Here is a 12573-nt window from a genome sequence, read left to right on the forward strand (position 1 = left end):
GAAACGGGCGCGCGCCTCGGGGCTCACGGCGATGAAGCCCTCGCCGTCGCGCCGGTTCGCCAGCTGCACCACGTGCGCGGCGGCGCGCGCCACGGCGTCCTCGTCGTCGCCGGCGATATCCGCCATCAGCACCATCTTCGGACGCTCGCGCCGCGCCGCCTTGGTGCTGTAGTTCACTGCCTTCACGTAGCGCTCGTCGAGGTGCTCAAGCCCGGTCAGCGCCACGCCCGGTTCGCTGTCAATGTGACGCTTTATCTCCACGATCGCCGCCACCGCCGGCGCGATGTCGGCGCCGAAGAATTCGAGACACACCGTGCGCAGGAAACGCGGCATCCGGTGCAGCACGAACACCGCCGAGGTGATGATCCCGTCACAGCCTTCCTTCTGCACGCCCGGCAGCCCGCCGAGGAACTTCGAGGTGACGTCCTTGCCGAGACCGGGCTTGCGCAACTCGCGTCCGGGAATTTTCAGTTCCGCCGGTTCGCCGAGACGCGTGCGGCCGTCGGCGGCGTAACGGGTGAGACGAAAGCGCACCGTCTCCTGCTCGTGAATCTTGCCGAGGTTGTGGTCGAGCCGTTCGACCTCGAGCCACTGCGCGTCCGGCGTGACCATGCGCCACGCGGCGAGGTTGTCGAGCGTTGTGCCCCAGCGCACCGCCTTCTTGCCGCCGGCGTTCATCGCAACGTTGCCGCCGAGAGTGCAGGCGTCCTGCGAGGTGGGATCGACCGCGAACACGTAACCCGATTGTCCGGCGATTTCCGCGACGCGCCGCGTGACCACGCCGGCCTCGCCGCGCACCGTCGGCACCGGCTGCGCGACGCCGGGCAGGGCGCGCATTTCCACCGCGCCCAGGCCTTCCAGTTTTTCGGTGTTGATGATGGCGGTATCGGCGAACAACGGCACGGCGCTGCCGGTGTAGCCGGTGCCGCCGCCGCGCGGGATGATGGTGAGCCCGAGATCGATGCAGGCGCGCACGATGTGCACCACTTCGTCCTCGGTGTCGGGCGAGATGACCACGAACGGCAGCTCGACGCGCCAGTCGCTGGCGTCGGTGACGTGCGACACGCGCGCCATACCGTCGAAGCCGATGTTGTCGCGGCGGGTGACCTTGGCCAATCGCTTCAGTGCCTTGCGGCGCAGTTCTTTCTGCTCCGGCAGCCAGGTCTCGAACCGGCGCACCGCCACGCGCGCCGCGTCCTCGAGCCGGAGCGCGAGTTCATTGCCCTCGGCGCGCGCCAGGATCTGGTCGAGGCGGTGATGCAGCGCGTGCGTGAGCGACTCCCAGCGCTTCGGGTTCTCCATGAGGTCATCCTGGATGAACGGGTTGCGGGTGATGACCCACATGTCGCCCAGCACCTCGAAGAGCATGCGTGCGGAGCGCCCAGTGCGGCGCTGCTCGCGCAGGGTGTCGAGTACCCGCCACGTCTCCTCGCCGAGAAAGCGGATGACGATCTCGCGGTCGGAAAACGAGGTGTAGTTGTACGGAATCTCGCGGATGCGCCGGCTGGCGAGCGCCTCGCTGATGCCGTCGGGCGCCGCGGTGTTCGGGGAAATGGATTTCATAGATAGCGAATAATACGCTTCCTGCCGTCCGCGTGGGGCGCGATTAAAGATGCCGATTCCTATATATGGTAGCCGCGCGGACTCTCCAATCGCGTAAAGCCCTGCATTTCACGGAGGTACCACCATGGTGTCAAGGATGTCAGATATACGGGACGCGATGGTCCTAGCGCCGTGCGCGCGCACCAACTGCTTCCCAGCAAAAAATTCCAAAGCTTTCCACGATACGAAACGATTGCACGCTAAAACCGATTCGCATCACAGCGTGTGAGCGCGAGTGCTCCGGCCGCCATCGCTTCCGAATTGCAACTGACATTTCAGGCGAGCGCCGCGGCACGGGTTGCGTGGGTTGGTAAAGAGCGTTATAAAGGATGATCCCGGCGCATAACGATAACGACAAAGCGTCAGCGGTGTTGCGATGGAGATCGGCCGTGCCGTTACAGAGCGCCCGCCACTTCCTGCAGATTCCCGGACCGACCAATATCCCGGAGCGCGTGCTGCGCGCCATCGATCGCCCTACCATTGATCACCGCGGTCCCGAGTTCGCCGCGCTCGCGCGCGAATGTTTCGAAGGCCTCAAGAGCGTCTTCAAGACTACCGGCAAGGCGGTGATCTATCCCGCCTCCGGCACCGGCGCCTGGGAAGCGGCGCTGGTGAATACCTTATCCCCCGGCGATGCCGTATTAATGTTCGAGACCGGTCACTTCGCCACGCTGTGGCGCCGGATAGCCGGCAAGCTTGGACTCGAGGTGGACTTCGTCCCGGGCGACTGGCGCCACGGCGCGGATCCGACGGCAGTGGAAGAAAAACTGAACGCCGATCGCGCGCACCGCATCAAGGCGGTGTTGGTGGTGCACAACGAGACCTCCACCGGCATCGCCAGCCGCATCGCCGAGATTCGCCAGGCCATGAATCGCGCGCGGCATCCGGCGCTGTTCATGGTCGACACCATCTCCTCGCTCGCCTCTCTGGATTACCGCCAGGACGAATGGGGCGTGGACGTCACCGTCGCGGGCTCGCAGAAAGGCCTGATGCTGCCGCCGGGCCTGAGCTTCAATGCCATGAGCGAGAAGGCGCTCGACGCCGCCAAAACCGCGCGGCTGCCAAAGTCGTACTGGAGCTGGGAGGACATGCTCGCCGCCAACAGCAGCGGCTTTTTCCCGTACACGCCCGCGACGAATTTGCTCTTCGGGCTGCGCGAAGCGCTCACGATGCTCAGGGAAGAAGGCCTGGACAATGTGTTCAAGCGGCACGCGCGGTTCGGCGAGGCGACACGGCGCGCCGTGCGCGCCTGGGGTCTTGAGCTGCTCGGCCTCGATCCCCGGGAGTACAGCAACTCGCTCACCGCGGTGCTACTGCCCGAGGGCCACAACGAGGTCGAACTGCGCCGTGTGATCCTGGAGAACTTCAACATGTCGCTCGGCAGTGGCCTCGGTAAGGTGCAGGGCAAAGTGTTCCGCATCGGGCATCTGGGCGATTTCAACGACCTCATGCTGTGCGGCACTCTGTGCGGCGTCGAGATGGGCCTGGCACTCGCCGGCGTGCCGCACCAGCAGGGCGGGGTGGCGGCGGCCATGGCTTATCTCGCGGCCGAGAACGCGAGCCAGCAACAAACAGCCAGGCGACGCAGCGCATCGTAAGTCCGATGCCGGCGTCACGACCGCCAAACAACGAACATCGGAATCACAACGAGGAGGAACGAAAATGAAATTGCGGGTCTTATTCAAGCTGGTCCTGGGCGTGTTCGGCCTATTCATCGCGGCGGTCGCGTGCGCCGAAACGCTGGAACTCAAATTCGGCCACGACGGCGCCCCCGGGTCGCTGTTCGCGGCGTCGTCCGAAGAATTCGCCCGGCGCGCCAACGCCAAGCTCGGTGACAAGGCCAAGGTGCTCGTGTTCGGCTCAAGCCAATTGGGCGACGACACCGAGGTGTTGCAGAAGGTAAAGGTTGGCACCGTGGACTTCGCCATCCCTTCGACCATCATGTCCTCGGCGGTGCCGGCCTTCGGCCTGTTTGAAATGCCCTACCTGGTGAAGGACCGTCAACACATGCAGCGCATCGAGCGCGATATCGTCTGGCCCACGCTCGCGCCGCTCGCGGAGAAGCAGGGCTACAAAATCCTCGCGGTGTGGGAGAACGGCTTTCGCCAGATCACCAACAGCAAGCGTCCGATCGTGACGCCCGACGACTTGAAGGGCATGAAGCTGCGCGTGCCCAAGGGCAAGTGGCGCGTGAAAATGTTCCAGGCTTACGGCGCGAGCCCCTCGGCCATGGGGTTGTCGGAGGTTTTCGTGGCGTTGCAGACCGGTGTGATGGATGGACAGGAGAATCCGTTCCCGCAGATCTTCGCCATGAAGTTCCAGGAAGTGCAAAAATACCTGTCGCTGACCGAACACGTGTACACACCGGCCTATGTGGTGGTCTCGGCCAAGAAGTGGGAGACGCTGCCGCCCGATGTGCGCCGGGTGCTGGAGCAAACCGCCAAGGAGACCCAGGCCTATGTGTACGAAACCGCGGCGCGCATGGACAAGGACTTGCTCGAGAAGCTCAAGGCCGCCGGCATGCAGGTGAATACCGCCGACCGCCAGGCGTTCGTCAAGGCCAGCGCTCCGATTTTCGAGGAGTTCGCCCGCGACGTGCCGGGCGGCAAGGAAATGATCGACAAGGCCCTGAAGCTCGCGGGATCGAAATAACCGCGGGCCCGAAACGGAGCTGCCATGCTTGCGCGATTGCACCGCGCCTTCGAGCGCGCGCTGGAATGGATCGTCATCGCGCTACTGCTGCTGTTGGCGCTGGAAGTGATCCTCGGCGTGGTTTACCGCTATCTCGGCAACCCGATCGTCTGGTATGACGAGATTGCCTCGGTGCTGCTCGCCTGGGTCACGTACTATGGCGCGGCGCTCGCCGCGCTCAAGCGCGCCCATATCGGCGTTCCCGGTTTTGTCACCACGCTGTCCGCGCGGCCGCGGCTCGCCGCGGTCTTGCTCGGTGAAGCCTGTATTCTGACGTTCTTCGCTTTGCTTGCCTGGTTTGGCGTGCGCGTGCTGCAAATGCTCGCCGGCGACACCCTGGCCACGGTTGACCTGCCGGTTCTGGTAACGCAGTCGGTGATCCCGATCGGCGCGCTATTGTTTATCGCTGCCGAGCTGCTCAACCTGCCCGAGACCATCCATTCCTGCCGGGGTCATCGCCGCACAGCCGCGGGCGTTGATCTATGAGCGCTCTCGTCCTCTTCATCGCGGTCCTCGCGCTGGTCATTATCAACGTGCCGATTGCGATCGCCCTTGGCGTGGTGGCAGTCGTGGCGATGGTTGCCTCGCATGGGAACGAGGCGCTGCTCAACCTGCCGCTCGTGATGTATACCGGCGCGACCAGCTTTCCGCTGATCGCGATCCCGCTGTTCATTCTCGCCGGCGCGATCATGAACGCCTCCGGTATCTCGCACCGGCTGGTAGCCTTGGCCTCGGCCCTGCTCGGCTTCATCCGCGGCGCGCTGGCGCTGGCGAGCATCGGCGCCTCGCTGTTCTTCGCCGAGATCTCAGGTTCGGCGGTGGCCGACGTGGCGGCGATTGGCTCGATCCTGATCCCAGCGATGAAGCGCAAGGGCTACAGCAAGGAGTTCGCCGCCGCGGTGGTATCGTCCTCAGCCACGCTCGCGGTCATCATCCCGCCCTCGATCCCTATGGTCCTGTACGCCGCCATGGCCGACACCTCGGTGGTGAAGCTGTTCGTCGCCGGCATCGTCCCGGGCATCATCGGCGGGCTGCTGCTCATGGCGGTGGCCTACTGGTTCGCGGTGAAAAACAACTTTCCGGTCGAGCAGGCGTTCAAGCTCGCGCGTGTCTGGGTGACGTTCAAGGAGGCCGCCTGGGCGCTGCTGCTGCCGCTCATTATCCTGGGCGGCATCTTCGGCGGCGTGGTTACCGCCACCGAAGGCGCGGCGCTCGCGGTGGTCGCGGCGCTATTCATCGGCGTGGTTATTTATCGCGAGCTCGATTGGCCGCATCTCAAGCAGGCCATGATCGAGGGCGGCATTCAGACCGCCGTGGTAATGCTGCTGGTGGCGGCCTCCGCGTTGCTGGGCACCTACCTGACCGAGATACAGGCGCCGCAGAAACTCGCCGCCGCGGTCGCGCACCTCACCGATAATCGCTATCTGGTGCTGGCGCTGCTGAACCTGCTGTTCCTGGTGCTGGGGCTGTTCCTGCACTCGGCGGCCGCGATCATTCTGGTGGTGCCGGTGGTGATGCCGCTGATCCAGGCGGTGGGCATCGATCCGGTGCACTTCGGGCTCATCGTTACGGTCAACCTCGGCATCGGCCAGCAGACCCCGCCGGTCGCGAGCGTGCTGATGACGGCCTGCTCCATCGCCAAGTCCGACATCTGGGAGACCACCAAGGTCAACATCTATTTCATCGGCGTGCTGCTGCTGGTGCTGATTCTCGTTACCTACGTTCCGGCGATCCCGATGTCGCTGGTGCATGTGTTCTACGGCTGAGTCCGCCGCCGACCGCACGGGGACGCGCATGCCACAGGCGACGCTGCTGCCGCAGCAGGACAAGGTCGATCTCAACAATATCTTTTTGATCGGCCGCAACTACATCGCCGATCCGGACGAGCGCAAGAAAGTCGCGGCGCGCGATCCCGTCGTGTCGCTCAAACCCACGTCGGCGGTGATCTTCGAGGGCCGGGAAATCGTGCTGCCGGAGTTTTCCCGCGAGGTGCATTTCGAAATCGAGCTCGTCATTCTGATCGGTGCCGGCGGCCGGAACATTCCCGAGTCAAAAGCGCTCGACCATGTGCTGGGATATGGCGTCGGTCTGGATCTCACCGCGCATGATCTGCATCAGCAGGCGAAGGCACAGGGTCTGCCGTGGACGCTATGCAAAGGTTTCGATACCGCGGCGCCGCTGTCCGCGTTCATCGACGCGCGCCGCGTGGCCGAGCCCGAACGCGCCGGCTTTACGCTCGACGTGAACGGCGTGCCGCGTCAACGCAGCGATGCGTCCCAGATGGTCTTCGGCATGGCACGCATTATCAGCTACCTGAGCGGTGTGTTTACTCTGCATCGCGGCGACGTGATCTACACTGGCACGCCGGCGGGCGCGGGACCCTTGGCACGCGGCGACCGCCTCCGGCTCGATTACAACGGGCTGCTCCGCGCCGAATTTCACGTGGCCTGATCGACTTTCGGCCATGACCCACACGCGCGCGAAAACCGATTCGCCTCACGACGTGCGGGCGCGGGTACGGCGGCTGCGCTGGACCGCGTTCGGGCTCGTGACCGTGTCCTACATGCTGGCGTTCTTCCATCGCGTGGCGCCGGCCGCCATCGCTTCCGATCTGCAGCAGGCATTCAGTGCCAGCGCCGCGGCGCTGGGCGGTCTGGCCGCGACATATTTCTACGTGTACACCGTGATGCAAATCCCGACTGGTATCCTGGTGGATACCCTCGGGCCGCGCCGCATCGTCACCTTGGGTGGCATCGTGGCCGGCGCCGGCTCGATCCTGTTCGCCTATGCGGCGACGCTGACCGATGCCTCGATCGGCCGGTTGCTGATCGGGCTGGGCGCGTCGGTGGCCTTCATCGCGCTGCTCAAGCTCAACGCCGCGTGGTTCCACGACCGCCACTTCGGCACCGCGGTCGGGCTCACGCTGCTGCTCGGCAACATCGGCGCGGTGCTGGCGGCCGCGCCGTTCGCGTGGGTGTTGCAGTTCACGTCCTGGCGCACGGTGTTCGCGGTTCTCGGCGGCGTGTCGTTCGTGACCGCCGTGCTCACCTGGCTGTTCGTGCGCGATCATCCGGGCGAGGCCGGCCTGCCGAGCCTGCGTGAGTTGGACGGCGAGGCGGCGCATCCGCGCCACGAGGGTCACTGGTTCGAGGGGCTCATGACCGTGCTCCGCAACCGCCTCACCTGGCCGAGCTTCTGGATGAATCTCGGCATCGGCGGATCGTTTCTCGCGTTTGCCGGCCTGTGGGCGGTGCCGTTCCTGCGCGACGTGTACGGCATGGATCGCGCCACGGCCACGCAGCACACGAGCCTGATGCTGGCGGGCTTCGCCATCGGCGCGATTTCGGTGGGCACGCTGTCCGATCGTGTGGGCCGGCGCAAGCCGGTGCTGATTGCGACCGCCTTGGTTCATCTGCTGTGCTGGTTGCCGCTGGTATTTTCCCTGCCGATGCCGCGGTTGGTGAGTTATTCATTATTCCTGTTCATGGGCTTGAGCGCCGCGAGTTTCACCCTGAGCTGGGCGTGTGTGAAGGAGGTGAACCCGCACGCGCTCTCCGGCATCGCCACCAGCGTTGCCAACACCGGAGTGTTTCTCGGCACCGGCATCCTGCAGCCGCTGGTCGGTTGGACGATTGACCGCGCGGGCCTGGCACCAGGTGCCGCGGCGCAGTATCACGCCGGCATGCTGATCTTCTTTGCTTGTGTCGTGTTTGGATTTGTCGGCAGCCTGCGCGTGCGCGAAACCTATTGTCGATATCTCCAGCGCTGACTTGTCCGGCGTTACCCGTGGTCGTGTTTTTCGCGCTCGCAGTGTCTGGCGCGGCAGCCGCAGCCTCCGTCGCAGCCAAGACCCTCCTCGCGCGCGGGGCCGAATTCCGGGTGGCGCGCCGCGTACTGGCGCGCGAGATGTTGTACCAGGATCCATCCCAGCAGCAGTACCAGGATGATCGCGGTGGGAATGAGGTAGCGCAGCATCGGTTTATCCTCCCAGGCCGGCGAAGCCCATGAACGCGAGCGACAGGATACCGGCCAGCATCACGGTCAGGGCGCCGCCCTGGGCCACGCTGGGCACATTCGCGAGATGCAGCCGCTCACGCAAACCCGCCAACAGGACGATCGCCAGGATATAGCCGCAACCCGCCCCCAGGCTGAACACCAGCGATTGCGCCAGGTCGTATCCGCGCGCCGTTTGGAACAGCGGCGGCGCCAGCACCACGCAGTTGGTGGCGATCAGCGGCAGATAGATTCCGAGCGCGCGAAATACCGCCGGGGCGTACTTCTTCATCACCATTTCGACCAGCTGTACCGCGGAGGCGATGACCACGATGTAGCTGATGAGCCGCAGGAACTCGAGATCGAAATACGTCAGTAGCTCGTTGAGAAAATAGGCGCACAGCGAGCCCACCATTATTACGAATGTGACGGCGATGCCCATCGGCAACGCGGTGTTGTACTTGGCGGACACGCCCAGGTACGAACACAAGCCGAGAAACAAGCTCAGGACGAAGTTGTTGACCAGCACGGCGTTGATAAAAATAGTCCACAGCGATTCATCCGATCCCATGAGCGGCCTCCTTCTCGGCGATATGGCGCGCGCCGCGCGCCTTGATCCAGTTGAGCAGCAGCAGCCAGGCACCGAGCACGAAGAACCCGCCCGGCGGCAGCATCATCACCAGCCACGGCTGGAACTGCGCGCCGAAGACATGGAATCCCGCGAACGTCCCGTTGCCGAGCAGTTCGCGCACCGCTCCCAGGCAGAACAGCCCGAGCACGAATCCCGCGCCCACGCCGGCGGCGTTGACCACGGCCGGCAGCAACGGGTGCTTGGAGGCATGGCCCTCGACGCGGCCGAGGATGAGCGTGTTGACCACGATCAGCTGAATGAAGGCGCCGAGCGCGTTGTAAAGATCGAGGCTGATCGCGTGGATCACGTAGTCCATGACGGTCACGAAGGTGGCGATGACGACGACATAGGTGACCAGCCGGACTTGATGCGGAATCAGCTTGCGCGTCACGGATGCGAAGGCCGCAGCGGCCACCAGCACCAGGGCGGTGGCGATCCCCATGGCGACGGCGTTGATCACCGAATTGCTCACCGCCAGCGTCGGGCACATGCCGAGCATCATCACGAACACCGGGTTCTCCCGCCAGATTCCTTCCAGGAAGGTATCCATGGTCACCGGTGGTGGCTGGGGAGAAGTGTTTGCCACTACGGTTTGCTCCGGATTTTATCGAGATCGCGCGTCGCGCCTGGCAGCAGCGCTTGCGCGCTTTGATTGAGCATGCGACCCACGGCCTTGGAGGTGATGGTGGCGCCCGAGATCGCATCCACCTGCCAGTCCTCGGTCTTGGTGCCGTGTTTGACAGTGACGATGGAATGCCGCAGCGCACTGCCCTCGGGATTGAGGCGCACGTCCAGGGCGCGGAAGTTGGCGAGAAAATCCGGATCGGTGCTGATCTTGTCGCCGAATCCTGGAGTTTCGGTGCTTTGCAGCACGCTGATGCCGGTGATGCACTGGCATTCGGGCGAGTAGCCGTATAACAGGCGTATCACGCCCGAGTAGCCGTGAGCCGCCGCCTCGGCAACGAGGCCGTGCAGTTCGCCGGTTTTGTCATAAGCGGCGTGCACGAGAATTTCCCCGGGTGCGGCAGTTTCCGCCGGTCGCAGACCGTTCGCGCTGAGCACGAAGCCCACGCGCGTTTCCGTTTGCGGATAGATTTTTAGTACCGCGCGCTCGACCGCCAGGCGTTGGTTGGCCTCGATATAGGGCAGCGTCAGTTGATAAACCAGCGTCAGGAGAAAACCGGACAGCAAGGCCACGCCACCGAGCGTGATAATCATCGCGCGGCTTGCCGGGGAATGTGACGCCATGGGTTGGGTCGAGCTCATATCGGTTTCTTGCGTTTGACTTCGCCAAACGCCCGCGGCTGAGTGAGCACGGCGATCAGCGGCGATGCCGCGTTGCCGATCAGGATCGCGTACATGACGCCCTCTGGAAGGCCGCCGAACAGGCGGATCAGGACCGTGAGCACTCCCATCAAGGCCCCGTAAATCCACACCCCGCGCGGCGTGAGCGGCGAGGCGACGACGTCCGTGGCCATGAACACCGCGCCCAGCATCAGGCCGCCGGAGAACAGCGTGAACAGCGGGTCGGGATACTTCACGGCGTCGATCAGATAAAAGCCGCCGGAGACCGCAAACGCGCTCCCCAGCATGCCCGCCGGAATGCGCCAGTCGAGCATGCGGCGCAGCGCGAGATAAGCGCCGCACAACAGGATCAGCAGCGCCGCGGTCTCGCCGGTCGAGCCGCTGGTCATGCCGGTAAAGAGATCCAGGGTATTGGTGGTGACGTGGTCGAATTTCTGCAGGGCCAACGGCGTTGCGCTGCTGACCGCGTCCACCGTGGCGCCGGGCCCAGCCATTCCCGCTGCCGGCAACATGAACGGGGGTGTGAGCGTGGACGGGATCAACGCCGATAAACGCCACGGGGCCAAGGCCGGTGACCAGGTGGTGATCGCCACTGGAAACGCAGCCTGCGCGAAGGCGCGCCCGACCAGCGCGGGATTGAACACGTTCTGACCGAGCCCGCCGAACAGCACCTTGCCGAGCGCGATCGCGATGAAGCCCGCGGTGGCGCCCATCCATAAGGGAAATCCCGGTGGCAGCGTGAGTGCCAGCAGCAGGCCGGTGATCGCCGCGCTGAAATCGCCCAGACTGTTCGGCTTTTGCGCGAAGCGGTTGAACAGATGCTCGGTCAGCAGGCAGGCACCCAGCACCGTGACGATCAGCAGCGCCGCGCTCAGCCCGAAGAGATAAACCGCGAACACACAGACCGGCACCAGCGCATACACGACGTGGCGCATGATCACGTCCACGCTCACCGGATCGTGGATGTGCGGTGAGCTGCGAATCTCGATGCGCGGTGGTCCCGCCATGGCTAAGCCGCTTGCTCGCGGTTCAGAGCCTTGGCGATGCGCATGTATTGCACCAGCGGGATGTGCGCCGGGCATACATAAGTGCAGGAGCCGCACTCGAAGCAGTCGTTCAGGTGGAAACGCTCCTGCATCACCTGGTACTCGCGCTTGACGGCGAGCAGCCCGAGCTGCGAGGGATTGAGACGCAAGGGACAGGCGGCGATGCAGCGACCGCAACGAATGCACGGATAGATCTTGGACGCCCTCTCTGTGGACGACTGCACCGGCAGCACTACAATAGCCGAAACCGCTTTGGTGATGGGCACATCGAGTGACGCAATGGCCGTGCCCATCATCGGACCACCGAGAAGAACGCGCCCGGCATCACCCACGAAGCCAACCTCATCCAAGACGAAGCGCAAGGGCGTGCCAATGGGGACGCGGTAATTTCCGGGCTTGTTGACGCCGGGGCCGGTGATGGTGAGTACGCGCTCGATCAGGCCATGACCGTTGGGCAGCAGTGCGCCGAGTTCGGCGAGGGTGCTCACGTTCTGCACCACGACCCCGATGTGGTAGGGAAAGCCGCCCGAGGGGACTTCGCGATCGAGCAGGACCTTGATCAGAAGCTTTTCCGAGCCTTGCGGATACTTGCTGCGCACGGCTTGTACGCTAATTGAGCCATCGGCCGGCAGCCGCTCACGGATCGCGTCGAGTGCATCGAGTTTGTTGTCCTCGACGCCGATTACCGCGCGTTGCGCGCCGGTCGCTTTGAGCACGATACGGATCCCGGCGAGGAGTTCGTCGGCGTGCTCAAGCATTACGCGGTGATCCGCGGTGAGGTACGGTTCGCATTCGCAACCGTTGACCACGAGCGTGTCGATTGCATACCCGTTAGGCACTGAGAGCTTGGCATGGGTGGGGAATGACGCACCGCCCAGTCCCGCCATGCCGGTGTCCTGAATGGCGCGGATCAGTTCCGCCGGCGTCAGGTCGTCGATGGTGCGTGGCGCACCGTAGAGCACCTGCTGGTTGTCCGCCGCATAGGTCTTGATGACAATGGCCTCGGTTTTCGGCCCGCGCGCGCTCGGCATCAGCCGGATGGCCTCGACCACGCCCGTCACCGGCGCATGGATCGGCAACGAGAGAAAGCCGTCGGCCAGCGCGATCGGTTCGCCGCGTGCCACCTCCTGACCCGGACGCACGCAGGGCACGGCCGGGCTTCCGATATGCTGGGACAACGGGACCGTCAGGCGCGGGGCAAAGGCAAAGCGGCGGATCGGCCGGGCGCGCGTCAGGTCCTTGTGTTCGGGCGCATGTACCCCGTGGCCGAAGGTCTTGCGCGTGAAAGCCTCAAAAAACGCCATC

13 protein-coding genes are annotated in these 12573 nt (G+C 64.4%); 6 read left to right on the forward strand and 7 right to left on the reverse strand.

Annotated elements, in window-relative coordinates:
* Positions 1-1563: DUF3683 domain-containing protein (locus tag ACC569_RS02320; protein WP_372521884.1), on the reverse strand; the 1563-nt coding region annotated here is incomplete at its 3' end.
* Positions 1564-1991: 428 nt separating this feature from the next.
* On the opposite strand from ACC569_RS02320, the gene ACC569_RS02325 reads away from it, so the two are divergent.
* The 6 genes from ACC569_RS02325 to ACC569_RS02350 all read left to right on the forward strand — a co-directional run bounded on the left by ACC569_RS02325 (position 1992) and on the right by ACC569_RS02350 (position 8062).
* Positions 1992-3200 carry an alanine--glyoxylate aminotransferase family protein gene (locus ACC569_RS02325; RefSeq protein ID WP_372521885.1) on the forward strand — a complete coding sequence of 403 codons (1209 nt, stop codon included), beginning with the start codon at positions 1992-1994 and terminating at the stop codon, positions 3198-3200.
* A gap of 64 nt (positions 3201-3264) precedes the next feature.
* Positions 3265-4254, forward strand: coding sequence for a TRAP transporter substrate-binding protein (locus ACC569_RS02330; RefSeq protein WP_372521886.1), 990 nt, complete (start codon positions 3265-3267; stop codon positions 4252-4254).
* 24 nt (positions 4255-4278) lie between these two features.
* The gene (locus ACC569_RS02335; RefSeq protein WP_372521887.1) at positions 4279-4779 is read left to right on the forward strand and encodes a TRAP transporter small permease; all 501 of its coding nucleotides are present in this window, start codon (positions 4279-4281) and stop codon (positions 4777-4779) included.
* Complete coding sequence (locus ACC569_RS02340; protein WP_372521888.1) at positions 4776-6059, forward strand: TRAP transporter large permease; 1284 nt, start codon at positions 4776-4778, stop codon at positions 6057-6059. Before ACC569_RS02335 ends, ACC569_RS02340 begins: the two co-directional genes overlap by 4 nt.
* Positions 6060-6087: 28 nt before the next feature.
* Complete coding sequence (locus ACC569_RS02345; protein WP_372521889.1) at positions 6088-6744, forward strand: fumarylacetoacetate hydrolase family protein; 657 nt, start codon at positions 6088-6090, stop codon at positions 6742-6744.
* Between the two features lie 13 nt (positions 6745-6757).
* Positions 6758-8062, forward strand: a complete 1305-nt coding sequence (locus tag ACC569_RS02350) for an MFS transporter (RefSeq protein ID WP_372521890.1) — start codon at positions 6758-6760, stop codon at positions 8060-8062.
* An 11-nt stretch (positions 8063-8073) separates the two neighbouring features.
* Here the strand turns inward: ACC569_RS02350 and ACC569_RS02355 are convergent, their stop codons facing one another.
* The 6 genes from ACC569_RS02355 to rsxC are packed head-to-tail and all read right to left on the reverse strand — an operon-like array spanning position 8074 to position 12572.
* A complete protein-coding gene (locus tag ACC569_RS02355; protein ID WP_372521891.1) occupies positions 8074-8268 on the reverse strand; it encodes a hypothetical protein in 195 nt (64 codons plus the stop codon).
* Positions 8269-8272: 4 nt separating this feature from the next.
* Entirely contained in the window at positions 8273-8857 is a 585-nt protein-coding gene (locus ACC569_RS02360) for an electron transport complex protein RnfA (protein WP_372521892.1), read from the reverse strand.
* Positions 8844-9503, reverse strand: a complete 660-nt coding sequence (gene rsxE / locus ACC569_RS02365) for an electron transport complex subunit RsxE (protein WP_372521893.1) — start codon at positions 9501-9503, stop codon at positions 8844-8846. The genes ACC569_RS02360 and rsxE overlap by 14 nt, the downstream gene beginning before the upstream one ends.
* On the reverse strand, positions 9503-10183 hold the full coding sequence (locus ACC569_RS02370; protein ID WP_372521894.1) for an FMN-binding protein: 681 nt from the start codon (positions 10181-10183) through the stop codon (positions 9503-9505). Before ACC569_RS02370 ends, rsxE begins: the two co-directional genes overlap by 1 nt.
* Positions 10180-11229, reverse strand: coding sequence for an RnfABCDGE type electron transport complex subunit D (locus ACC569_RS02375; RefSeq protein ID WP_372521895.1), 1050 nt, complete (start codon positions 11227-11229; stop codon positions 10180-10182). Before ACC569_RS02375 ends, ACC569_RS02370 begins: the two co-directional genes overlap by 4 nt.
* Positions 11230-11231: 2 nt before the next feature.
* Positions 11232-12572, reverse strand: a complete 1341-nt coding sequence (rsxC, locus tag ACC569_RS02380) for an electron transport complex subunit RsxC (RefSeq protein WP_372521896.1) — start codon at positions 12570-12572, stop codon at positions 11232-11234.
* Position 12573 lies beyond the last annotated feature (1 nt).

It is taken from the genome of Sulfuricaulis sp. (genome assembly GCF_041499725.1).
Lineage (GTDB): Bacteria > Pseudomonadota > Gammaproteobacteria > Acidiferrobacterales > Sulfurifustaceae > Sulfuricaulis.

Excerpts from the sequence above, each read along its gene's own strand:
- ACC569_RS02340 (WP_372521888.1), top strand. The coding sequence starts at position 4,776 with ATGAGCGCTCTCGTCCTCTTCATCGCGGTCCTCGCGCTGGTCATTATC.
- ACC569_RS02370 (WP_372521894.1), bottom strand. The coding sequence starts at position 10,183 with ATGAGCTCGACCCAACCCATGGCGTCACATTCCCCGGCAAGCCGCGCG.
- ACC569_RS02375 (WP_372521895.1), bottom strand. The coding sequence starts at position 11,229 with ATGGCGGGACCACCGCGCATCGAGATTCGCAGCTCACCGCACATCCAC.
- ACC569_RS02360 (WP_372521892.1), bottom strand. The coding sequence starts at position 8,857 with ATGGGATCGGATGAATCGCTGTGGACTATTTTTATCAACGCCGTGCTG.
- ACC569_RS02330 (WP_372521886.1), top strand. The coding sequence starts at position 3,265 with ATGAAATTGCGGGTCTTATTCAAGCTGGTCCTGGGCGTGTTCGGCCTA.
- ACC569_RS02345 (WP_372521889.1), top strand. The coding sequence starts at position 6,088 with ATGCCACAGGCGACGCTGCTGCCGCAGCAGGACAAGGTCGATCTCAAC.
- rsxC (WP_372521896.1), bottom strand. The coding sequence starts at position 12,572 with ATGGCGTTTTTTGAGGCTTTCACGCGCAAGACCTTCGGCCACGGGGTA.
- ACC569_RS02350 (WP_372521890.1), top strand. The coding sequence starts at position 6,758 with ATGACCCACACGCGCGCGAAAACCGATTCGCCTCACGACGTGCGGGCG.
- ACC569_RS02335 (WP_372521887.1), top strand. The coding sequence starts at position 4,279 with ATGCTTGCGCGATTGCACCGCGCCTTCGAGCGCGCGCTGGAATGGATC.
- ACC569_RS02355 (WP_372521891.1), bottom strand. The coding sequence starts at position 8,268 with ATGCTGCGCTACCTCATTCCCACCGCGATCATCCTGGTACTGCTGCTG.